The 22,294-nt window shown below is 50.7% G+C and carries 18 protein-coding genes, 1 tRNA gene and 1 pseudogene; 9 read left to right on the plus strand and 11 right to left on the minus strand.

What is annotated here, in order from left to right; translation table 11 throughout:
* Nucleotides 1-125 precede the first annotated feature (125 nt).
* On the plus strand, nucleotides 126-1,202 hold the full coding sequence (gene fic, locus JQN59_RS20540) for a protein adenylyltransferase Fic (protein ID WP_149607515.1): 1,077 nt from the start codon (nucleotides 126-128) through the stop codon (nucleotides 1,200-1,202).
* 510 nt (nucleotides 1,203-1,712) lie between these two features.
* Here fic and JQN59_RS20545 read toward each other — a convergent pair.
* From JQN59_RS20545 to JQN59_RS20565, 5 genes are all read right to left on the minus strand, one after another.
* Nucleotides 1,713-2,168, minus strand: coding sequence for a hypothetical protein (locus JQN59_RS20545; RefSeq protein ID WP_149607514.1), 456 nt, complete (start codon nucleotides 2,166-2,168; stop codon nucleotides 1,713-1,715).
* Nucleotides 2,169-2,299: 131 nt separating this feature from the next.
* Nucleotides 2,300-2,848, minus strand: coding sequence for a 3'-5' exonuclease (locus JQN59_RS20550; protein WP_149607513.1), 549 nt, complete (start codon nucleotides 2,846-2,848; stop codon nucleotides 2,300-2,302).
* Between the two features lie 100 nt (nucleotides 2,849-2,948).
* Entirely contained in the window at nucleotides 2,949-3,845 is an 897-nt protein-coding gene (locus tag JQN59_RS20555; protein ID WP_149607512.1) for an ATP-binding protein, read from the minus strand.
* Nucleotides 3,845-4,333: an HORMA-1 domain-containing protein gene (locus tag JQN59_RS20560; RefSeq protein WP_149607511.1), complete on the minus strand. Its 489-nt coding sequence runs from the start codon at nucleotides 4,331-4,333 to the stop codon at nucleotides 3,845-3,847. Before JQN59_RS20560 ends, JQN59_RS20555 begins: the two co-directional genes overlap by 1 nt.
* Nucleotides 4,330-5,310, minus strand: a complete 981-nt coding sequence (locus JQN59_RS20565) for a CBASS oligonucleotide cyclase (RefSeq protein ID WP_239484204.1) — start codon at nucleotides 5,308-5,310, stop codon at nucleotides 4,330-4,332. Before JQN59_RS20565 ends, JQN59_RS20560 begins: the two co-directional genes overlap by 4 nt.
* A gap of 134 nt (nucleotides 5,311-5,444) precedes the next feature.
* On the opposite strand from JQN59_RS20565, the gene JQN59_RS20570 reads away from it, so the two are divergent.
* Together JQN59_RS20570 and JQN59_RS20575 are read left to right on the plus strand one after the other, a co-directional pair.
* Nucleotides 5,445-6,344 (plus strand): helix-turn-helix transcriptional regulator, encoded by a 900-nt coding sequence (locus tag JQN59_RS20570; RefSeq protein ID WP_149607509.1) that lies wholly within the window; start codon nucleotides 5,445-5,447, stop codon nucleotides 6,342-6,344.
* 29 nt (nucleotides 6,345-6,373) lie between these two features.
* On the plus strand, nucleotides 6,374-7,891 hold the full coding sequence (locus tag JQN59_RS20575; protein ID WP_149607508.1) for a phosphorylase family protein: 1,518 nt from the start codon (nucleotides 6,374-6,376) through the stop codon (nucleotides 7,889-7,891).
* Nucleotides 7,892-8,640: 749 nt separating this feature from the next.
* Here the strand turns inward: JQN59_RS20575 and JQN59_RS20580 are convergent.
* Nucleotides 8,641-9,888: pseudogene (locus tag JQN59_RS20580) on the minus strand (tyrosine-type recombinase/integrase); the annotation flags it as partial.
* A gap of 222 nt (nucleotides 9,889-10,110) precedes the next feature.
* A tRNA-Leu gene (locus JQN59_RS20585) sits at nucleotides 10,111-10,195 on the minus strand.
* Nucleotides 10,196-10,415: 220 nt separating this feature from the next.
* Between JQN59_RS20585 and ahr the strand changes: the two genes are divergently transcribed.
* Together ahr and JQN59_RS20595 are read left to right on the plus strand one after the other, a co-directional pair.
* Complete coding sequence (gene ahr / locus JQN59_RS20590; protein ID WP_048236253.1) at nucleotides 10,416-11,435, plus strand: NADPH-dependent aldehyde reductase Ahr; 1,020 nt, start codon at nucleotides 10,416-10,418, stop codon at nucleotides 11,433-11,435.
* 147 nt (nucleotides 11,436-11,582) lie between these two features.
* On the plus strand, nucleotides 11,583-13,085 hold the full coding sequence (locus JQN59_RS20595) for a helicase HerA-like C-terminal domain-containing protein (protein WP_149607506.1): 1,503 nt from the start codon (nucleotides 11,583-11,585) through the stop codon (nucleotides 13,083-13,085).
* A 103-nt stretch (nucleotides 13,086-13,188) separates the two neighbouring features.
* Here the strand turns inward: JQN59_RS20595 and lptG are convergent, their stop codons facing one another.
* From lptG to JQN59_RS27020, 3 genes are all read right to left on the minus strand, one after another.
* Nucleotides 13,189-14,271: an LPS export ABC transporter permease LptG gene (gene lptG / locus JQN59_RS20600; RefSeq protein ID WP_008786067.1), complete on the minus strand. Its 1,083-nt coding sequence runs from the start codon at nucleotides 14,269-14,271 to the stop codon at nucleotides 13,189-13,191.
* On the minus strand, nucleotides 14,271-15,371 hold the full coding sequence (gene lptF, locus JQN59_RS20605) for an LPS export ABC transporter permease LptF (protein WP_032942200.1): 1,101 nt from the start codon (nucleotides 15,369-15,371) through the stop codon (nucleotides 14,271-14,273). The genes lptG and lptF overlap by 1 nt, the downstream gene beginning before the upstream one ends.
* Before the next feature lie 62 nt (nucleotides 15,372-15,433).
* Nucleotides 15,434-15,484 carry a hypothetical protein gene (locus JQN59_RS27020; RefSeq protein WP_212723231.1) on the minus strand — a complete coding sequence of 17 codons (51 nt, stop codon included), beginning with the start codon at nucleotides 15,482-15,484 and terminating at the stop codon, nucleotides 15,434-15,436.
* Between the two features lie 153 nt (nucleotides 15,485-15,637).
* Between JQN59_RS27020 and pepA the strand changes: the two genes are divergently transcribed.
* The 4 genes from pepA (at nucleotide 15,638) to JQN59_RS20625 (ending at nucleotide 21,277) form a co-directional block, all read left to right on the plus strand.
* Nucleotides 15,638-17,149, plus strand: coding sequence for a leucyl aminopeptidase (pepA, locus tag JQN59_RS20610; RefSeq protein WP_003025870.1), 1,512 nt, complete (start codon nucleotides 15,638-15,640; stop codon nucleotides 17,147-17,149).
* Nucleotides 17,150-17,268: 119 nt separating this feature from the next.
* Entirely contained in the window at nucleotides 17,269-17,712 is a 444-nt protein-coding gene (gene holC, locus JQN59_RS20615; protein ID WP_003830256.1) for a DNA polymerase III subunit chi, read from the plus strand.
* The gene (locus JQN59_RS20620; RefSeq protein WP_149607505.1) at nucleotides 17,712-20,567 is read left to right on the plus strand and encodes a valine--tRNA ligase; all 2,856 of its coding nucleotides are present in this window, start codon (nucleotides 17,712-17,714) and stop codon (nucleotides 20,565-20,567) included. The genes holC and JQN59_RS20620 overlap by 1 nt, the downstream gene beginning before the upstream one ends.
* A gap of 206 nt (nucleotides 20,568-20,773) precedes the next feature.
* Nucleotides 20,774-21,277 carry a GNAT family N-acetyltransferase gene (locus tag JQN59_RS20625; RefSeq protein ID WP_003830259.1) on the plus strand — a complete coding sequence of 168 codons (504 nt, stop codon included), beginning with the start codon at nucleotides 20,774-20,776 and terminating at the stop codon, nucleotides 21,275-21,277.
* A gap of 26 nt (nucleotides 21,278-21,303) precedes the next feature.
* Here JQN59_RS20625 and JQN59_RS20630 read toward each other — a convergent pair whose 3' ends face one another.
* Nucleotides 21,304-22,134, minus strand: coding sequence for a hypothetical protein (locus JQN59_RS20630; protein ID WP_060682819.1), 831 nt, complete (start codon nucleotides 22,132-22,134; stop codon nucleotides 21,304-21,306).
* Between the last annotated feature and the right edge of the window lie 160 nt (nucleotides 22,135-22,294).

A 22,294-nucleotide genomic window follows, 5' to 3' on the forward strand; every position in this document is an offset into this window, starting at 1 on the left:
TTATGCCATCGACACGTTGCGGCGATATGTCGATAAAACACGATTTTTTAAACATGATGCCGTGACATGCTTATAGCATCGACATATGATAACTATATGTCGATGAAATCGGTTTTTATAAACATATGAATTGGAATCCTGAAGCTCCTTACAACGATCTGCCAAAACTGCCGCCTGATTTGCAGCAAATTGAAACACGCAATGTACTAAAAGCGTGTATAAATGCGCGCGCGGCAATTGCAGAGCTGAAAACGGTGGGTGAGTTGATCCCCGATCAGGGATTGTTGATTAACATTCTCCCGATGCTGGAAGCGAAAGATTCCTCACGCATTGAGAACATCGTAACGACCAGCGATCAGCTCTTTCAGTATGCTGATCGTGCAGACGGAGCAGATCCAGCAACCAAAGAAGCATTGCGCTATCGTACGGCGCTTTATGATGGTTATACCCATCTTGAGACCTATCCACTTTGCACAAACACCGCAATCGCTATCTGCACCAAATTACGCGCAGTTCAGACCGATATCGGGAAAACACCGGGCACGGTACTGCGCGATCAGAATAACAGCGTGGTGTATACGCCCCCGGTGGGTGAAGATACCATCCGTAACTTATTGGCGAACTGGGAGCAGTTCATACATGGCGATGATGATTTAGATCCATTGGTGAAAATGGCTATTGCGCACTATCAGTTTGAGTGCATCCACCCTTTTCCAGACGGGAATGGGCGAACAGGTCGTATCCTGAATATTCTTTACCTGATTCAAAATGAATTGCTTTCACTGCCTATCCTGTACCTGTCCCGCTTTATTCTGGAGAGACGTAGTGATTACTACACGCTCTTGCGTAGGGTAACAGAGGAAGGAGACTGGGAATCATGGATATTATTTATGCTGGAGGCCGTAGAAAACACGTCCCGATGGACGACTGACAAGATTGCGGTTGTTCGGGCATTGATGGCAGAAACGACCGAGTATGTACGTGAGAAGCTACCAAAAATTTATACCTATGAACTCATCCAGGTGCTCTATGCGCAACCGTATTGCCGGATCGATAACCTTGTTGAACGAAGTATCGCTAAACGCCAGACGGCATCAGCGTACCTCAAACAGTTGGTAGATATAGGCGTGCTGGAAGAAATGAGCGTTGGTCGTGAAAAGCTGTATATCAACACCAGGTTGGTGCAAGAATTGAATCAGTAAAGCTTATTAGTTAGTGTTAGTTCAGATATTTGCCGGAACTATTGATGATTGTAGCGCATCTTAATGTGGCTATTGGCTTTCTATCTTGTCATCGTTCACAAAAATAATGTTCATGATTCATGAACAAAATAATTTTATGAACAAATTCAGAGAGAGGCAACATCAGGGTTACCATGGTTAAAAAAGCGTGAGTTGTCTTAGTCACCACTTGATCTGAGTTAATACAACTTGCGTTGCTTGCGAGCATCCCTGAGTACCGGAACCAGCATTTTGGGTGAAGCTACTTCATTTTATCCCCCATGACAGATATTTTTGGCATATCCGCTCTAGAGGATATTTCAAATCTGCCCTCTGTATTGGGTGATAAAAACCTTATCCTTGGAAGATGATAATATTCTTCTTTTAAGAGGTGATGACAATATAAAAGCATCTATCATACTTTCTCTGACCGATGCTTTTATATAGATAGTAAGATTGTACATGGGAATTTAGAGTAGGATATAAGTCTGCTTATGAACCTGATATTCTTAAAACAAATGGTATGATTGCAAGTATTAATCCCGAAATTCCAACTATTGCAAATGAAATACGAAAACATTTCCCATAAGTCCAAATGGATTGTATTCCTGAGTTCAACATATTATAACTTCCATCTTTGGATATTATCCTTAAATTTGCATTGGCGAATTGTGCTTCAAGCTCTTGCAAAGCAAGTTCAGCATTTTTTATTAAGATTGATACTCGCTGATCTAATTTCCAAAATATAAATGAGATAAATAAAATAAATACTCCCATTACCGATGTGAAAAAAGCGAACTTCTCTCCCTGTTGAAGAGTAAACCCAATGCCTGCTGCAAGAAGACCTGTAATCGCAATGTAAAAATTGAAAACAGTCATTCTCTGTTGAGCATGTAACTCAAAATATCTCCAGACATGTTCATTAGCACGACTTAATTCTTCATTCATATTTTGCTCTCTTGAAACGATGTTAGTAAGCTTTAGAAAAGCAGAAATATTAAATAGGGCCACCTATCTAATATAGTATAGATTATGGGCCGTATAAGTTATTTATATAAAAATGGCCCAATAAATACAAACTACTTCCTGCCTAAATTATAAATTAGGCGGAATAATTCTGCTTGGTACTGGGCATCATGTAATGCATCATGATCACCAGATGTTTCGGGTTTAACAACCTTTGCTATTTCACTAGATCGGGTCGATTTCCACGAAACTGGAGACATGCCAAAATACATTGACTTGATATCTAGAGCCGCTATACCAAAAGGATTGTCCCCCACATAACGGTGGAAGTAATAATTGATGAAGCTCCAGTCAAAAGATGCATTGAATCCCACAAAAACTACGGTTTCATCATCATTAGCAATTGAATTAATCCAGCTTTTAAACTGCACCATCGCGTCAGCAGGATCCAGACCATCTTTACGTAGTTGTTCCAGCGATAAGCCTGTTACTTCCATTGCTGTAGGGATAAACTCATCAGATATTGGTTTCAAATAGCACGTAAATTGCTTTGTTGGTTCAAATGCTACACATGCACCAATGGACAGCAAACTGTACTTCCCGGGAATAGGGCCTGATGCTTCAACATCGACTGAAACGAAAATTTCTTTATTCGTTCTCATATGCTCTCCTACAGTGTAAGCGGTGCACAACGATTCAGCTGATACACCTTATCTGGAGTTACTTTACTGCTGGTACATCAGATCACCAAGATTTCTATCGTTACATATCTTCCATGACGGGAGAAGGTTGCATTACCTTTAGTGATTCGATTAAATCACTAAAGTCTAAAGCCCGTTCAGGGAACGCTCTAGACATTGCCGCAGGATAAAGGCGGGTTCGAATATCAGAATATGTCCAAGAGGGCTGATTTTCTCGTTCGCCAGTCGCAACAGCTAATTGGCGATATTGGATATCTGATAATCCCATCCCTTCAAGATCCATGCGAAAAAGAGCCTCTCGTTCTGTAGGTCCGGGGCGAGTGAACTCTTCTACAATAGCAGCTCGTCTACGAAGTGCAGCATCAAGAACGGAGAGTCTGTTGGTGCATAAAATCACCACAACACGGCCACCATATTTTCGCAGGTCATCCACACCTTGAATTAAAGTATTTACTGCGACTTTATCTTCGTGATGGCTGTGGCTTTGAGAGCGAGAAGCAGCGATTGAATCCCCTTCATCAATAATCAGTATAGCTCTACGATTTTTGCCCGCAGCCTCGCATACTTCTGCCCATGCTTGAGTTAACAGCGTACCCATTTCTCCTACTTTCCCAGAACCACGAACCCGGTTGCTGAGTTTAAATAGAGCAGAATCCTCCGTACGTGACTCTCGAACAATACGATTCGCGATGCACTCAGCTGTTGCTGTTTTACCTGTGCCAACATCACCATGAAAAATAACAAGTGGGTACTGTTCAGAAACAAGTTTACAGATTGGTAAAACGCTTTTATGGTACTTTTTACTCCAATCAAGAAGTTGTCCTTGATTTAGGAGCAGACTGAGTTGGTTATGGACGCTTTCATAGCGATCTTTGAAACCAAGTAAAACTTCTTCGCGTTCTGTCAGCGTTTGCTGAGGAAGGTCAATCACAGAATCAAAAACACTGCTTTTACTCATCAATTGTAATCCTTACGTTGCATACCGTAGCCATTGCTGGAATATTCGCGACCACCCTTCCGAGTTAAACCTGAATGGCTGATATCGTCACTGGATGGCGACCAGGAAACTTTCATTTTGCTTGAAAGTTTTTGTTCTGCCGCCTGATCATAGGAATCCAGATGATTTAGAATAATTCGCAGTCGAGCACCATCAATTCTTGGCCAACGGGCATCCCCTGGCCTGTCATTCGCGAGCCCACCCGAATCATTGACATAGAAACGGGTAGCTTTTTTTTCGACGCCATTACTTATGAGAGTCAAATCGACATAATTTAGATAACCATTTTTTGCCAGAAGCTCTATGTCATGAGCCCAATTGCGAGCACAGGTTTCAGTTACTGCGCCAGTACTAGCTGCGATCATGACTAAGTCAGCCGTGATACGTCGCATAACTGCTTCAACGTCCGTTGCGGTATAAGTCGATGTTTCAGTCGAGGAATAACTCATGCTGCATCCTCCACTTTGAATGAACGACCAAATAATTCTTTCCAGAGATCGTAATCTCCTTCCTCAGATGCAAAATTTGCGGTTGCCCAGCTTTCATCTGCAAGTCGAACGATTTCTTTTCGCTCGTTTTCAGTAATGCGGCTGGTTACATTGTTGGTATCGCAAACGGGGTCCAGTATGACAACAGAATCATTGAATGTCGGTACAGTGCTATTTTCCGGAAATGAGATGACTTCCTGTAACCCTGATTCAGCAATGTATAACAGGAAATCCCGGAATCGTTTCTCCAGCGATTCCTCCTTCCCATTGATTTCCAGCACATGGGCCATGATCAGTTCTATATGAAATGACTTGAGCGGGCATTCCATATTAGTACGCCAACGTTTAGCCAAGCGTACCAACGTACGGAAATCTGGATCCTGATCTTTGCGATCTTTAATAAATTTGATCTGACAGGGTGCACAAGTCTCTGTCTTCGAACCATCAAAACGGTCAAATTGCCAGCCATAACCCTCCTTGTCCGGATTTTCGATTACGGGGACAATGTCGACATCTAACCCCGTACCGACAAAGGAAACAGTCGCCGCCTTACGTTGAATTTTAAAATCCTCTACAGCTTTGCTGGGATACACTTTCAGCAGAGCTTCGTGGATTTTTTCACTCAGACTTGCGTAAGATTCCTCTGCAACCTTTTTCCCGCTAACGTAAAATACAACATCCACATCAACCGGGTTGTCTGACGTTTTGCGCAAAATAGTATGTTTCGCAAAGGACCCAGCTTTTACAACACGCTTGATTGTTATTTTATCCTGTTCTTTCAACTTCTTACGCAGCGCTGTAATAAGCCGATCTACCTGAGCATTGTAAGTTTCACGTTTATCTTTAGGCAAACGTAACACATTACTGTCGTAGTACCGGATCTGAGTATTAGTAAGCGACATCCACATCCCCCCGAAAATCATTGATAAAAACTGCAACAGTCTTCCTCAGCATCATCTGAGGTGATGGTTGCGCCTTATAGCTCTATAGCGTAGCATTACTATACGCCTATTTTTTATATTGAGTCTAGTTTTTATATTGCATCTACTTTTTATATGCTACCGAGGGCAACATGTCAGATAAGTTCAGAGAAAAAGATAAGTTAGCAAGCCAAAAAGGACGGCAGGGAGCACGTTGGGGACAAGAACGGCGGCTTGAATTCATTGACTATAGGCTCCGGTGGGATGGACAAATCAACCGTAGCAGTCTTACTGATTTTTTTGGGATTTCAGTACCGCAAGCTTCCCTAGATCTTAACGAATACGCAAAGATGGCCCCTGGCAATCTTGAATACGATATGCGTGCCCGGGTTTACCGTTCAACCAAGTTGTTCAAACCAGTCTTTGCTGCCAGTTCTCTGGAGTGCTATCTGAATGATTTGTTGCGTGTAGCCGTCCAACCAGAAATTCAATTTGGAAGCTTTCTAGGTTGGCGTTCCCCCGTTTCTGCTGTCCCGCGACTTCTACGAAGGCTGGATACGGATATAGTGAGTCAAATATTGCGAGCTATACGAGAACGTGAGGCCGTTCAGGTCATTTATCAATCGATGAGTAATCCTGAGGGCAGTGAGCGTACACTAACACCTCATTCATTAGTCCATGATGGCTATCGCTGGCATACAAGAGCATGGTGCCATAAGCGTAGAGAGTTTCGGGACTTTTTATTGTCGCGGATTGTACAAGCTCAGAATGCTGGACCGGACGAAGAACGAACTAATTGCGATACGGCCTGGAATACTTACATCAAAGTTATTCTTATTGCTCATCCTAAACTGCAACCAGCCCAACGAAGCCTTATTGAAAGTGATTACGCAATGGTTGACGGAGAAATTCATCTGGAATGTCGGCAAGCGCTACTGCACTATCTTCTCTTCCAGCTCAACCTGACTGAGGCTCAGTCGAACCAAACTCCGGAAGCATTGCAGCTAGCATTAAAAAACAAAGACGAAATCTATACCTTGCTCAAACGATAAAAAATAACGGACCTTTAGGAACCATTGCGATGGCAAATACTAATAACGAATATGTTCTGATCGCTGGCAGCATCTCTAAAAATACAGAAAAGCGAAATATTGACCGAGCTCATAACTTCGTTCGTGCGCTTACGCAAAGCATCCTTGATGCGAATGTGGGGTTGGTTGTCTACTTGGCAGGAAAACCTGTAAATGAAGATGGGGAGCTTCTAACCTTCGACTGGACCGTGGTAAATGAAGCGGAGAAGTTGATGGAAAAATATACACCAGCTAAACAACTCCTAATCGTCACATCACGTTCAGCAATGCGGGAAAAGATGACTGAGGAGGAACGAATGTTAATTCGTAAACTCTTGATGACTAAATTTGCTGTTGTAAATTATCTGGATGATGATCTCATTACTGGCGGAAATATAGGAGATGAACAGGTTGGGGCTGCCACGGGCATGATCGCCTTAGGTGGGGGGAAAGGTGTTTCCGACCGTGCGTACAAAATGCGTAAAGCTAACCACCCTGTATTACCGTTTGATATAGAGCTTGGTGGAATTTGTGATGATGGGAAAGGGGCTTTAGGCCTGCATGCTCGTTTCTACAGAGAACCACTTACTATGTTCTCTTGTACCGGGGAGTCCGTGAGAAACCAGCTTGATACTTTATCGTTGCAAGAACCTTGTTATGAGCTGGGGCAACTTTCAGAAATAGCGGTTGAACTGCTTAAACATGAATGGGCTACACAACAATCATTACGCGCTCCGGATGTGTTGATACTGACAGCCTTACCAGTTGAGCTTGCTGCAGCAAAAAAAGCGTTTGATATAGCTGATGACATCCCCCCTAGCCTGACATCAAACGGAATACATTTCTGGACCACCGTGATCCAACGTTCAGACGGCCCTATGACGTGCATAGTGGCATCTTTCGCCGGTGCCGGAAATGTAAATGCGTCAGCCATTACCACCATTCTATTATCTGAGTTTAAACCCAAAAAAGTTATGATGATGGGGATTGCTGCAGGGTTACGAGATAAAATGGTGCTGGGTGAAGTCATTATCTCTGATCGTGTAATCTATTATGAAAGTGCGGCCGCGTTAGAAGGTGGAAAGCTTGCACATCGGCCTGAAATGCTACGTCCCCACATGTCAACTCAGCAAAACCTCAATACCTATCTTGCAACATCGTCGCTATCTGTTCGTCTTGGTGAACGAGCAAAAACTATGGGACTCGAGATTCCTGCAAACTCGCAGGCTGGCAATGTAGCCACTGGAATAACAGTGTCTCTTGCCACCGTAGCATCAGGAGAACTTCTTATACGTGATCCTGATTTGCAGAAAAGCTTCAGATCCCTTCATGACAAAGCCTATGTAGCCGAAATGGAAGCTTATGGTGTGTTTGATGCTTGCGAGAAACAGAAAATTCCAGCTCTTATTGTGAGAGGGATCAGCGATTTTGGTGACAGCACTAAAGACGACGTTTTCCATACAGTTGCATCGGTAGCTGCGGCCATCATCACGATTGATTATTTAATTCACGGATGGACACGCGCATAAATCTTTATGTTTTTCAGTCTAAAGCTGAGAATAGTCATTTTATTTGACTGCAACAATCAGCGGTCGAATATATTAAATACCGGCCGCTGTTATTCTACTAATTAACGGGAATAAGTAATAAAAGCATTATGTTCATTAGTGTAGTTTTGGCAGTTTGAAGTGCGTGCAGCGGTCTCGGCCCGGATCAGTATGAAAACCAGAACTTCGCTTAGGGCTGGGTCCACTTTACATAGGTAAGATCATTGTGCGTGATTTCCAATGATTGCGAGTCAGGGGAATTTCGATTGCGCATTACTACTATTTGCATATCGGTATTAACTTTACTCCCCCGACTCAACCTCATCCTGCGCCGCCATCAGAACCAACTCTGACTTCGAAATCAGCAAATCTTTCGGCTTCACACCTCTCAACCTGCGGTTTGCCGAACCGAACCAGATAGCCAGCCCCCACGGCGTTTTGCGTTCCTTGAACAGCGAGAGTATCAACCTCACAACCTTAAGAGGCCGCATTTTCTCATCCAGAACATAATCCGGGTACAAATCCTCACCATCGACCTTCAGCGAGAATATCTTCCCGACCGCTTTCCAGCCTTTGGGGCCCGCCTCAGGATCGGCGGAACGAAAACCCGCTTTTGCGGATAATTCTGACGCCGTCAGCCATTCCGAGTCGGCCAGTATTCTGGCTTTCAGTTCCTCTAGCTGCCGGTCATTGCGCTCCTGGAAACTCATATGGTCGAGTGCGCCTCCCGGCGACTTTTTGAAGCCATACGGCACAACATGCCTGAACCGGTTTGCATCCAGATAATCCGCCCACCACTGCATCATCTCCCGACGTTCTTCGAGATGCTGCGCCTTGTGGATATACGCCGCCCGCACGCGCTTGCGCTCCTGATGGCTCATCTGGCGCTCTACCGCGTCGCTTGACCACAGGCCCGACTCCACCAGCGCGCTACAGGCCATAGTGCGAAAACCGTGGCCGCAGACGTCTTTCTGGGTGTCGTAGCCCATCACCCGCAGCGCTTTGTTGATGGTGTTTTCGCTCATCGGTTTGCGGTAGTTATGATCGCCGGGGAACACCAGTTCAGTTCCCGGTCGGCAATGCTGCCGCACCTCGTGCAGCAGTTCGATGGCCTGATATGACAGGGGTACCAGGTGAGGAGAACGCATCTTCGCCCCACGCGCTGAATATTTAACGCCGGGGATCGGCTCACGCTCGGCGGGGATTGTCCACATGGCGTTACGCAGGTCAATTTCATCCCAGCGGGCAAAGCGCAGTTCGCTGGAACGGATAAACAGCAGCAGCGCCAGCTTTACCGCCAGTTGAGTCAGTTGACGGCCTTTGTAATCGTCGATTCTTTCCAGGAAATCAGGGATAAGATTCAGATCCAGCGCCGGGTGGTGACGAACTTTGGGCGTGGAGACCGCGCCGGTTAAATCTGATGCGGGGTTATGATCGATAATGCCATTCTGGACGGCGTAGCGCATCACGCAGGCAGTGCGCTGCTGAAGCCGGGAAGCAACATCCAGTTTACCCGCTTTCTCCACCTCCTTGATGGGTACCAGCAGGTCTTTAACCTTCATTTTGGTGATGTCGCAACTGCCGTTCGTGGGGAATACGTAAAGCTCGAAATAACGCAGCACCCGCTTCTTATGTTCCGCCGACCAGTTCACGTTGCTGGAGACCCATTCGCGTGCTACGGACTCAAACGTATGTTCCGGCGTTACAGCAAGGCGTTCAGCCTTTCGGTGTGCGCTCGGATCGATACCGGAAATCAGCAGTAATTGGGCCTCTTCACGCATGCGTCTTGCCTGCGCAAGCGTCAAAAGCGGATAAGGGCCTAAAGCGAGCTTTTTCTCTTTGTTTACAAAGCGGTACTTGATGTACCAGCGTTTTGAACCGTTAGGGTTAACCAGCAGGTAAAGTCCATGCGAGTCACTGAGCTTATACGGCTTGCCACAAGGCTTGGCGTGGACTATAGCGCGATCTGTTAGTGCCATTTGGGGGCCTCACTATTATCGAACTACGTCTAAGCCCCCAATTTGGCCCCCAAATAGCGTGGATGTCAATGGATAAAAAACGACCAATACGGAAAGGCCAAAAAATAAACATGGTTATAATCGAAAAATAAATTATCTTTGAATTACAGACAGATATGGACGAATTTGGACGAAAATGGACACAAAAAAAGCCACCCTTAGGTAGCTAATTATTGCATCACTTGGTGCCGAAGGCCGGACTCGAACCGGCACGTATTTCTACGGTTGATTTTGAATCAACTGCGTCTACCGATTTCGCCACTCCGGCACGGAAGGGATGCGGAAAACGTTGTGGATTATACCTGTCATGCGCCACCATGCAAGCGCCAGCGTGTGTCTGGCTCGCTAAGTGTTGAAAATTTCAGCATTACCTTTCTTACCTGTAACCATCATCACAGTTTGCCCCCTCCTTAATCCCCCCTTCTGCGAAGCGTCCCGTTTCCCCATGCTCTACACTTCCAGTTCAACACCATACTGAGGGAAATACGATGTCGATGATAAAAAGCTACGCTGCAAAAGCTGCGGGCAGCGAACTCGAACTCTATGAATATGATGCGGGCGAGCTTAAGCCGGAAGATGTCGAAGTCCAGGTCGATTACTGCGGTATCTGCCATTCTGATTTGTCGATGATCGACAACGAATGGGGATTCTCTCAGTATCCGCTGGTTGCCGGGCATGAGGTGATTGGTCGCGTGGCGGCGCTCGGCAGCGCGGCGCAGGATAAAGGTCTGAAGGTTGGTCAGCGCGTCGGCGTTGGCTGGACGGCACGCAGCTGCGGGCACTGCGACGCCTGTATCAGCGGTAATCAGATCAACTGCCTTGAAGGGTCTGTTCCCACAATTCTTAATCGCGGTGGCTTTGCCGAGAAGCTGCGGGCCGACTGGCAGTGGGTGATCCCGTTGCCGGAGAGTATCGATCTGGCGGCCGCTGGTCCATTACTGTGCGGCGGCATCACGGTGTTCAAACCGCTGCTGATGCACCATATCACCGCCACCAGCCGCGTCGGGGTGATCGGCATCGGCGGCCTGGGGCATATCGCCATTAAGCTGTTACACGCGATGGGCTGCGAAGTGACCGCGTTCAGCTCCAATCCGGCGAAAGAGCAGGAAGTGCTGGCAATGGGTGCGGATAAGGTGGTCAACAGCCGCGATCCGGATGCGCTAAAAGCGCTGGCGGGCCAGTTTGATCTCATTATTAATACGGTTAACGTCGATCTCGACTGGCAGCCCTATTTTGAAGCGCTGGCCTACGGCGGTAACTTCCATACCGTCGGCGCGGTGCTGAAGCCGCTGCCGGTTCCGGCGTTCACCTTAATAGCCGGCGATCGCAGCATCTCCGGTTCGGCAACAGGTACGCCGTTCGAGCTGCGCAAGCTGATGAAATTTGCCGGGCGCAGCAAGGTGTCGCCCACCACCGAACTGTACCCGATGTCGCAAATTAACGAAGCTATCCAGCACGTGCGTGACGGTAAGGCCCGCTACCGCGTAGTACTTAAAGCCGACTTCTGATCGTCTTTGCCGGGTGGCGTAAGCTTCCCGGCTATTCTCCCCGCTATTCCAGACAGGTTAAATTCTCCTCACAATCTCCGCAATTTAGCGGTGAAGAGTGCGTCACGGTTGCCTATACTCCAGGCAGGATAAATGGAGGAAATCTCAATGAGCGCACCCCTGCTAATTGCCCGCACGCCGGACACCGAATTGTTTTTACTGCCAGGTATGGCCAACCGTCACGGGCTGATTACCGGCGCGACCGGGACCGGTAAAACCGTCACGCTACAGAAGCTGGCCGAATCGCTGTCCGAGATTGGCGTTCCGGTATTTATGGCCGATGTGAAAGGTGACTTAACCGGCGTGGCCGAGGAAGGGCAAGCCTCTGAAAAGCTGCTCGCCCGCCTGAAAAATATCGGCATTACCGACTGGCAACCGCATGCTAATCCGGTCACGGTGTGGGATATCTTCGGCGAAAAAGGTCACCCCGTACGGGCCACGGTATCAGACCTCGGACCGCTTCTGCTGGCCCGTCTGCTGAACCTCAACGACGTGCAGTCCGGCGTGCTGGATATAATCTTCCGCATTGCCGATGACCAGGGTCTGTTGCTGCTCGATTTCAAAGACCTGCGGGCCATCACCCAGTACATTGGCGATAACGCTAAATCCTTCCAGAATCAGTACGGCAATATCAGTAGCGCCTCGGTCGGGGCTATCCAGCGCGGACTGCTGTCGCTGGAGCAGCAGGGAGCGGCACACTTCTTTGGCGAACCGATGCTGGACATCAAAGACTGGATGCGTACCGACGCCAGCGGCAAAGGGATGATTAATATCCTCAGCGCCGAGAAGCTCTACCAGATGCCCAAACTGTACGCCGCCAGCCTGCTGTGGATGCTCTCCGAACTGTACGAACAGTTGCCGGAAGCGGGTGATCTGGAGAAGCCAAAACTGGTGTTCTTCTTCGATGAAGCGCACCTGCTGTTCAACGATGCCCCGCAGGTGCTACTGGATAAAATCGAACAGGTGATCCGTCTGATCCGCTCGAAAGGGGTCGGCGTGTGGTTCGTCTCGCAAAACCCGTCGGATATTCCGGACAACGTGCTTGGTCAGTTGGGGAACCGCGTGCAGCACGCCCTGCGCGCGTTCACCCCGAAAGATCAGAAAGCGGTGAAAACCGCGGCGCAAACCATGCGCGCCAACCCGGCATTTGATACCGAAAAAGCCATTCAGGAGCTGGGAACCGGTGAGGCGCTGGTGTCGTTTCTGGACGCCAAAGGCAGCCCGTCGGTGGTTGAACGGGCGATGGTGATTGCGCCATGCTCACGGATGGGACCGGTGACGGACGACGAACGCAACGGGCTGATTAATCACTCTTCTCTGTACGGTAAATATGAAGAAGATATCGACCGCGAGTCCGCCTATGAACGTTTACAGCAAGGCGTACAGGCCAGTACCGAGCAGCAAAATACGCCTCCCGCCAACGGTAAAGCCGTCGATGTGGATGGCGGTATTCTCGGTGGGTTGAAGGATATTCTGTTTGGCAGCACCGGACCGCGCGGCGGTAAGCGCGATGGCGTAGTGCAGAGCGTGGCGAAAAGCGCGGCGCGACAGGTTACCAATCAGATAATTCGCGGCATGTTGGGGAGTTTGATGGGCGGGAGAAAACGCTAGCCCCGTGTTACGTTGCCGGATGGCGGCGTAAACGCCTACTCCGGCCTACGGATCCGGAGTAGGCCTGAAAAGCACAATGCCATCAGGCCTACGATTACTGTGATTACGACTTACGTAGCATCAGCCACAGGCTTATCAGGAAGAAGCTGGCGCTTGGCAGCAGCGCACCAATAATCGGCGGAATGCCGTACACCAGCGTCAGCGGGCCAAAGATTTGGTCCAGCACATAGAACACAAAGCCAAAGCTAATCCCTGTCACCACGCGCACGCCCATCGGGACGCTACGCAGCGGACCAAAGATAAACGACAGCGCCATCAGCATCATGACCGCTACAGACAGCGGCTGGAAGACTTTGCTCCACATATTGAGCTGATAGCGTCCGGCATCCTGGCCGCTCGACTTCAGGTACTTCACGTAGTTATGCAGACCGCTAATCGACAGCGCATCAGGATCCAACGCCACAACGCCGAGCTTGTCGGGTGTCAGGTTGGTTTTCCAGGTGCCGCTCACCGTTTGCGAGCCGGTGATTTGCTTCGGATCGGTCAGGTTGGATTCATCCACCTGCGACAAACGCCAGACCTTCTGTTCCGGGTCAAACGTCGCGCTCGCAGCGTAGCGTACAGACTGCAGACGGCGCTTGTCGTTAAACGAGTAGATGCTAATCCCGCCTAACTCTGCGTCGCCTTTCACCCGCTCGATGTAGACAAAGCTGTCACCGTCTTTCGCCCACAACCCCTGCTGGGTAGAGAGCAACGAGCCGCCGTACATCTGCTGCGCACGGTAGTTACGCGCCATCTGTTCGCCTTGTGGCGCGACCCATTCGCCGATAGCCATCGTCAGCAGCACCAGCGGAATCGCGGTTTTCATCACCGACAACGCCACCTGCATACGGGTAAAGCCAGAAGCCTGCATCACCACCAGTTCACTGCGCTGGGCCAGCATGCCCAGCCCCAGCAATGCCCCCAGCAGTGCCGCCATCGGGAAGAAGATCTGGATATCTTTAGGCGCACTGAGCAGGGTATACAGCCCGGCGCCCATCGCATCGTAGCTCCCCTGCCCGGCTTTTTTCAGCTGGTCAACGAACTTGATGATCCCGGAGAGCGACACCAGCATGAACAGCGTCATCATGATGGTGGTGAAAATGGTTTTACCGATATAGCGGTCAAGTACACCAAAAGGCTGCATTATACCGCTCCTTTACGCATAAAACGGGCACGCAAGCGGCGCATCGGCACCGTATCCCAGAGGTTAAGCACAATCGCCAGCGCCAGATACGCCAGGTTAACCGTCCACATCCAGAACACCGGATCCAGCTTACCTTTACCGCCGTTCGACTTCAGCGACGTCTGAACCAGGAAGAACAGCAAATAGAGCAGCATTGCTGGCAGCATCGACAGCACGCGCCCCTGACGCGGGTTCACCACGCTCAGCGGTACGACCATCAGCGCCATCATAAATACGGTGAATACTAACGTGATACGCCAGGTCAGCTCCGCGCGGGCACGATCGGTGTCGGTCGTCCACAGCGTACGCATGTTCATCTGGTCGGTATCGTTTGGATCCAGCGCCACGGCCTGATGACCGATAATCGCCTGATAATCCTGGAAGTCGGTAATGCGGAAATCGCGCAGCAGCGCAGTACCTTCGAAGCGCGTCCCCTGGTTCAGCGTCACGACCTGAGAGCCATCACGCATCTGGGTAAGATGTCCGGAATCGGCTACGACGACCGAAGGACGAGCGTTGCCTTTCGGGCGGATTTGCGCGAGGAACACGTCTTTGAAATTGCTGCCGTCAACGCTTTCGATAAACAGCACCGAACTGCCGTTGGTCGCCTGCTGGAATTGCCCCTGAGCAAGCGCCGCCATACCGGGGTTCGCTTTCGCCTCCGCCAGAACTTCGTCCTGATGTCTGGAGGACCACGGCCCGGCCCACATCACGTTGACCGCCGCAATAATACTGGTAAACAGCGCCAGCACCATCGCCGCTTTCACGAGCACTGCCTTGCTCAGCCCGCAGGCGTGCATGACCGTAATTTCGCTTTCGGTATACAGTTTGCCCAGCGTCATTAAAAGCCCGAGGAACAGGCTTAAGGGCAAGATAAGTTGCGCCATTTCTGGCACGCCCAGCCCCAGCAGCGAGAGCACCAGATTTGCCGGGATATCACCGTCAACAGCCGCACCAAGGATCCTGACCAACTTTTGACAAAAGAAGATCAAAAGCAGGATGAATAGGATCGCAAGTTGGCTTTTGAGCGTTTCCCGAACCAGATATCTTATGATTATCACTTTAAATACGCCCGTAAAAACCCGTCTTTTGCCGGAATTTAGCTTGTTTCATGGCTTAAACGTCATTTATTCTCTTGAGTCGTCGAAATCGTCGCTAAGATCATTATACTCAACGGATCCACCTCTCAGAAATTGTTCTGACGTGCCAATGCCGTAATAACGTTAAGATTAACACGAAGTCACCGCAACAGCGGGTATGAGTTACGAAAGCTTGCAATTCTATCCGTAGCCACCGCCGTTGTCTTTAAGATTCAGGAGCGTAGTGCATGGAGTTCAGTGTAAAAAGCGGTAGCCCGGAGAAACAGCGGAGTGCGTGCATCGTCGTGGGTGTCTTTGAACCACGCCGCCTCTCTCCGATTGCAGAGCAGCTCGACAAGATCAGCGACGGGTACATCAGCGCACTGCTGCGTCGCGGCGAACTGGAAGGCAAACCGGGTCAAACCCTGTTGCTGCACCATGTTCCTAACGTTCTGTCTGAGCGAATTCTCCTTATTGGTTGTGGCAAAGAGCGCGAACTTGATGAGCGCCAGTACAAGCAGGTCATTCAGAAAACCATCAATACCCTGAATGATACAGGCTCAATGGAAGCCGTCTGCTTTCTGACTGAGCTGCACGTCAAAGGGCGCAATAACTACTGGAAAGTGCGCCAGGCCGTTGAGACGGCACAGGAAACGCTGTACAGCTTTGATCAACTGAAGACCAACAAAAGCGAGCCACGTCGCCCGCTGCGTAAAATGGTCTTTAACGTGCCGACCCGCCGCGAACTGACCAGCGGTGAGCGTGCGATCCAACACGGTCTGGCGATCGCCGCCGGCATTAAAGCGGCAAAAGATCTTGGCAACATGCCTCCGAACATCTGTAACGCCGCCTACCTGGCCTCTCAGGCGCGCCAGCTGGCAGACAGCTACAGCAAAAATGTTGTGACCCGAGTGATCGGCGAGCAACAAATGAAAGAGCTGGGCATGCACTCTTATCTGGCCGTCGGTCACGGCTCGCAGAACGAGTCGCTGATGTCGGTCATCGAGTACAAAGGCAATCCGTCCGAAGACGCGCGTCCGATCGTGCTGGTCGGTAAAGGGTTAACCTTTGACTCCGGCGGTATCTCCATCAAACCAGCCGAAGGCATGGATGAGATGAAATACGACATGTGCGGCGCAGCAGCGGTATACGGCGTGATGCGCATGGTGGCCGAGCTTCAGCTCCCCATCAACGTTGTCGGCGTGCTGGCGGGCTGTGAAAACATGCCGGGTGGCCGCGCGTATCGCCCAGGCGACGTGCTGACCACGATGTCTGGACAGACCGTTGAAGTGCTCAATACGGATGCCGAAGGCCGTCTGGTGCTGTGCGACGTGTTAACCTACGTCGAGCGCTTTGAGCCAGAAGCAGTGATTGACGTCGCGACCCTGACCGGCGCATGCGTGATTGCGCTGGGCCATCACATCACCGGCCTGATGTCGAACCACAACCCGCTGGCGCATGAGCTGATCGGTGCGTCCGAGCAGGCTGGTGACCGCGCGTGGCGTTTGCCGCTGGGTGATGAATACCAGGAGCAGTTAGAGTCCAACTTTGCGGATATGGCGAACATCGGCGGACGCCCTGGCGGTGCCATTACCGCGGGCTGCTTCCTGTCACGCTTTACCCGTAAGTACAACTGGGCGCACCTGGATATCGCTGGTACCGCATGGCGTTCAGGGAAAGCCAAAGGCGCAACCGGTCGTCCGGTCGCGCTGCTGTCGCAGTTCCTGCTCAATCGTGCCGGTTTTAACGGCGAAGAGTGATGTAACACGCCGGGTGGCGGCTTCGCCTTACCCGGCCTACAACGTCACTCAACCGTAGGCCGGGTAAGCGTAGCGCCACCCGGCTTTGCATTTAAATCCACAACAAGAAGCCCCATATCATGAGAAACGCAACGTTCTATATTCTGGACAATGACAACACCGTCGATGGCTTAAGCGCCGTTGAACAACTGGTGTGTGAAATTGCCGCAGAACGTTGGCGTGCTGGCAAGCGCGTGCTGATCGCCTGTGAAAACGAAAAGCAGGCTCTTCGACTGGATGAAGCTCTGTGGGCGAGACCGGCAGAAAGTTTTGTTCCGCATAATCTGGCGGGAGAAGGCCCCAGAGGCGGCGCGCCGGTAGAGATTGCCTGGCCGGAGAAACGCAATAGCAGCCCGCGCGACCTGCTCATCAGTTTGCGCGTTGGCTTTGCAGATTTTGCCACCGCTTTCACAGAAGTGATAGACTTCGTTCCTTACGAAGATTCTTTGAAACAATCGGCACGCGATCGCTACAAAGCTTACCGCGTGGCTGGTTTTAACCTGAATACGGCAACCTGGAAATAATGGAAAAGACATACAACCCACAAGATATCGAACAGCCGCTTTACGAGCACTGGGAAAAGCAGGGCTATTTCAAACCTAACGGCGATGAAAGCAAAGAGTCCTTCTGCATCATGATCCCGCCGCCGAACGTCACCGGCAGTTTGCATATGGGTCATGCTTTCCAGCAAACCATCATGGATACCATGATTCGCTACCAGCGCATGCAGGGTAAAAACACCCTGTGGCAGGCCGGTACCGACCACGCGGGTATCGCTACCCAGATGGTGGTTGAGCGTAAGATTGCCGCTGAAGAAGGTAAAAACCGTCACGACTACGGTCGCGAAGCGTTTATCGACAAAATTTGGCAGTGGAAAGCGGAATCTGGCGGCACCATTACCCGTCAGATGCGCCGTCTCGGCAACTCCGTTGACTGGGAGCGCGAGCGCTTCACTATGGACGAAGGTCTTTCCAATGCCGTGAAAGAAGTCTTTGTTCGCCTGTACAAAGAAGATCTGATCTACCGTGGCAAGCGTCTGGTCAACTGGGACCCGAAACTGCGCACCGCTATTTCTGATCTGGAAGTGGAAAACCGCGAGTCTAAAGGCTCCATGTGGCACATCCGCTATCCGCTGGCTGACGGCGCGAAAACCGCAGACGGTAAAGATTACCTGGTCGTCGCCACCACCCGTCCGGAAACTGTACTGGGTGATACCGGCGTAGCCGTTAACCCGGAAGATCCGCGCTATAAAGATCTGATTGGCAAATTCGTTATCCTGCCGCTGGTTAACCGTCGCATTCCGATCGTCGGCGATGAACACGCCGACATGGAAAAAGGCACCGGCTGCGTGAAGATCACCCCGGCGCACGACTTTAACGACTACGAAGTCGGGAAACGTCACGGCCTGCCGATGATCAACATTCTGACCTTTGACGGCGACATCCGCGAAACCGCGGAAGTGTACGACACCAAAGGCGAAGAGTCCGACGTTTACTCCAATGAAATCCCGGCTGAGTTCCAGAAGCTGGAACGTTTTGCTGCGCGTAAAGCGGTGGTTGCCGCCGTTGATGCGCTGGGGCTGCTGGAAGAAATTAAACCGCACGACCTGACCGTACCTTACGGCGACCGTGGCGGCGTGGTTATCGAACCGATGCTGACCGACCAGTGGTACGTCCGTGCCGACGTGCTGGCAAAACCGGCGGTTGAAGCGGTTGAGAACGGCGACATCCAGTTCGTACCGAAGCAGTACGAAAACATGTACTTCTCCTGGATGCGTGATATTCAGGACTGGTGTATTTCCCGTCAGCTGTGGTGGGGTCACCGCATCCCGGCATGGTATGACAACGACGGCAATGTCTACGTTGGCCGTACCGAAGACGAAGTGCGTCAGGAAAACAACCTCGGTGCCGACGTTGCGCTGCGCCAGGACGAAGACGTTCTCGATACCTGGTTCTCTTCTGCACTGTGGACCTTCTCTACGCTGGGCTGGCCGGAAAACACCGATGCGCTGCGTCAGTTCCACCCAACCAGCGTGATGGTTTCCGGCTTCGACATCATCTTCTTCTGGATTGCCCGCATGATCATGATGACCATGCACTTCATCAAAGATGAAAACGGCAAGCCGCAGGTTCCGTTCAAGACCGTCTACATGACCGGTCTGATTCGCGACGACGAAGGCCAGAAGATGTCCAAATCCAAGGGCAACGTGATTGACCCGCTGGATATGGTCGACGGTATCTCTCTGGCAGAACTGCTGGAGAAACGTACCGGCAACATGATGCAGCCGCAGCTGGCTGAGAAAATTGCCAAGCGTACCGAGAAGCAGTTCCCGGACGGCATCGAGCCGCACGGCACCGACGCCCTGCGTTTCACCCTGGCGGCGCTGGCCTCTACCGGTCGCGATATCAACTGGGACATGAAGCGTCTGGAAGGTTACCGTAACTTCTGTAACAAACTGTGGAACGCCAGCCGCTTCGTGCTGATGAACACCGAAGATCAGGATTGCGGCTTCAACGGCGGCGAAATGACCCTGTCTCTGGCGGACCGCTGGATCCTCGCTGAATTCAACCAGACCATCAAAGCGTACCGCGAAGCGCTGGATAACTTCCGCTTCGATATCGCCGCGGGCATTCTGTACGAGTTCACCTGGAACCAGTTCTGCGACTGGTATCTGGAGCTGACCAAGCCGGTCATGAACGGTGGTTCCGAATCTGAACTGCGCGGCACCCGCAATACGCTGGTTACCGTGCTGGAAGGTCTGCTGCGCCTGGCGCACCCAATCATTCCGTTCATCACCGAGACCATCTGGCAGCGCGTGAAAGTGATTTGTGGCAACACTGCAGATACCATCATGCTGCAGCCGTTCCCGGAATATAACGCAGCGCAGGTTGATGAAGCGGCGCTGGCCGATACCGAATGGCTGAAGCAGGCGATCGTCGCCGTACGTAACATCCGTGCGGAAATGAACATCGCCCCGGGCAAACCGCTGGAGCTGCTGCTGCGTGGTTGCAGCACTGATGCGATGCGTCGTGTGAACGACAACCGCAGCTTCCTGCTGAACCTGGCACGTCTGGAAAGCATTACCGTGCTGCCAGCCGATGACAAAGGTCCGGTCTCCGTGACCAAAATCATCGACGGCGCCGAACTGCTGATCCCGATGGCTGGCCTCATCAACAAAGAAGATGAGCTGGCACGTCTGGCGAAAGAAGTGGCGAAAATCGAAGGCGAGATTGCCCGTATCGAAGGCAAACTTTCCAACGAAGGTTTCGTTGCCCGCGCACCGGAAGCAGTCATCGCCAAAGAGCGTGAGAAGCTGGATGGTTACGCAGAAGCCAAAGCGAAGCTGATTGAACAGCAGGCGGTCATCGCCGCGCTGTAATTGCCTATGCCGGATAGCGCTGCACTTATTCGGCAAACGGGCACCGTCATCGTAGGTCGGATAAGCGTAGCGCATCCGACACCACAGACGATAAAGCCTCTGACGCATATGCTCAGAGGCTTTTTATTGAATTATCCTCGCTTGCGCTTCCCCTCACCGCAGTGGTATTAACTGCATATGTCTCACTTTTATGTCATGAGTTCGCTATGAGTGCCATTACCTCCGTCGCGGCAACGCTGCGCCGAATTTCTGCCGATGATAACGCCGCCATTGCCCGTGTTATCCGCAAAGTTTCCGCTGAATACGGGCTTACCGCCGATAAGGGCTATACCGTTGCCGACCCTAATCTGGACGAACTGTTCCAGGTTTACAGCCAGCCAGGCGCGGCCTACTGGGTGGTTGAGCAAAATGGTGAAGTCGTGGGCGGCGGCGGCGTTGCGCCGTTAGGATGTAGTGAACCAGGCATTTGCGAGCTGCAAAAGATGTACTTCCTGTCGAGCGCGCGCGGTCAGGGGCTGGCGAAAAAGCTGGCATTGATGGCGCTCGAACATGCCCGCGAGCAGGGTTTTAAACAGTGCTATCTGGAGACCACAGCGTTTCTGACTGAGGCAATCCGCCTGTATGAGCATTTAGGCTTTGAGCATATCAGCGAAGCGCTGGGCTGTACCGGGCACGTGGATTGTGAAGTGCGGATGTTAAAGCCCCTCTGACCTTATGCCGAGAGGCTTTAGCCGCGTTACTGCATCTCGGCTGAGAGCATCAGTCGAATAACGCCAGCCGCGCGGGCGGTTGGCAGCTTCAGCACCTGTGACCAGAGATCCTGCACTATCTCACAGGCAATCTTCTCTTTGCCGATCGCTTTAGTCGGATCGGCCATGATCTGAATATCCGGCCCATAGCGCTGTACTAACCCAGGGCTTATTGCTTGCAGATCCTGCAACGCCAGCTGTTTCTCTTCTGCCGTGACCGTATGTTTGTTCGGACCATAGGCAGCACGCATCATACTCATATCACTCGCCATACGACGGTTCATGATCTCACGCGGAACCAGACGTGCCGGGTTAATCCCCCCTTTCACTGCCGGAAACAGAAAGCGGAAGCATTCGTCATCACCTATTTTGGCCACAGCAGCGATCTGCTCAAGGTTAATCTTCATATATTCAATGACATTGGCATCTGGCGCCTGCTGCAATCTTGCCATTTGCAACTGAAGAATTTGTGGTTGTATCGCGTCGATAACCTGCTGTTCGCTACTCCCTGCTTTCTTCATCTGCGCTGCCTGGCTGATAATTTTTTGTGTCAGCTCAGGTTCCTGCTCCTTAATCACCTGAAATGCCGGATTGGAGAGCATCGCCTTTTCAAACTGCTGCTCTTCGGTCAGACCATAATCCGGGCTTTCGCGTGGGATCAGGTAGTGCACATCAAACAGATTCCACGCGATAATCGCCACCACAAAAACCACCGCGCCGGAGATCTTGCCCAGCCAGCCTTTTTTGCGAAACATGCCGACGACGATAGCAATCACCGCCCCGATATAACCTGCCAACAAAACGTGTGCCCAGTTCATTATTATCCTTTAAATCATCCGGAAGTAGCCAACATGGCAAACCAATACATCATAAAAATAATACACAATAAAAAATATACAAAATCAATACCATTCTCTATTTATAAATTCAAGCGCGTTCGTTATTCTTAAAAAATCATCATTTAGTTATTCCGATCAC

The organism is Citrobacter sp. B72 (assembly GCF_016894305.1).
Taxonomy (GTDB): Bacteria; Pseudomonadota; Gammaproteobacteria; order Enterobacterales; family Enterobacteriaceae; genus Citrobacter; species Citrobacter portucalensis.

What these genes read in the sequence shown, in the direction of transcription:
- fic (WP_149607515.1), top strand. Translation starts at nt 126, where the DNA reads ATGAATTGGAATCCTGAAGCTCCTTACAACGATCTGCCAAAACTGCCG.
- JQN59_RS20545 (WP_149607514.1), bottom strand. Translation starts at nt 2,168, where the DNA reads ATGAATGAAGAATTAAGTCGTGCTAATGAACATGTCTGGAGATATTTT.
- JQN59_RS20550 (WP_149607513.1), bottom strand. Translation starts at nt 2,848, where the DNA reads ATGAGAACGAATAAAGAAATTTTCGTTTCAGTCGATGTTGAAGCATCA.
- JQN59_RS20555 (WP_149607512.1), bottom strand. Translation starts at nt 3,845, where the DNA reads ATGAGTAAAAGCAGTGTTTTTGATTCTGTGATTGACCTTCCTCAGCAA.
- JQN59_RS20560 (WP_149607511.1), bottom strand. Translation starts at nt 4,333, where the DNA reads ATGAGTTATTCCTCGACTGAAACATCGACTTATACCGCAACGGACGTT.
- JQN59_RS20570 (WP_149607509.1), top strand. Translation starts at nt 5,445, where the DNA reads ATGTCAGATAAGTTCAGAGAAAAAGATAAGTTAGCAAGCCAAAAAGGA.
- JQN59_RS20575 (WP_149607508.1), top strand. Translation starts at nt 6,374, where the DNA reads ATGGCAAATACTAATAACGAATATGTTCTGATCGCTGGCAGCATCTCT.
- ahr (WP_048236253.1), top strand. Translation starts at nt 10,416, where the DNA reads ATGTCGATGATAAAAAGCTACGCTGCAAAAGCTGCGGGCAGCGAACTC.
- JQN59_RS20595 (WP_149607506.1), top strand. Translation starts at nt 11,583, where the DNA reads ATGAGCGCACCCCTGCTAATTGCCCGCACGCCGGACACCGAATTGTTT.
- lptG (WP_008786067.1), bottom strand. Translation starts at nt 14,271, where the DNA reads ATGCAGCCTTTTGGTGTACTTGACCGCTATATCGGTAAAACCATTTTC.
- pepA (WP_003025870.1), top strand. Translation starts at nt 15,638, where the DNA reads ATGGAGTTCAGTGTAAAAAGCGGTAGCCCGGAGAAACAGCGGAGTGCG.
- holC (WP_003830256.1), top strand. Translation starts at nt 17,269, where the DNA reads ATGAGAAACGCAACGTTCTATATTCTGGACAATGACAACACCGTCGAT.
- JQN59_RS20620 (WP_149607505.1), top strand. Translation starts at nt 17,712, where the DNA reads ATGGAAAAGACATACAACCCACAAGATATCGAACAGCCGCTTTACGAG.
- JQN59_RS20625 (WP_003830259.1), top strand. Translation starts at nt 20,774, where the DNA reads ATGAGTGCCATTACCTCCGTCGCGGCAACGCTGCGCCGAATTTCTGCC.
- JQN59_RS20630 (WP_060682819.1), bottom strand. Translation starts at nt 22,134, where the DNA reads ATGAACTGGGCACACGTTTTGTTGGCAGGTTATATCGGGGCGGTGATT.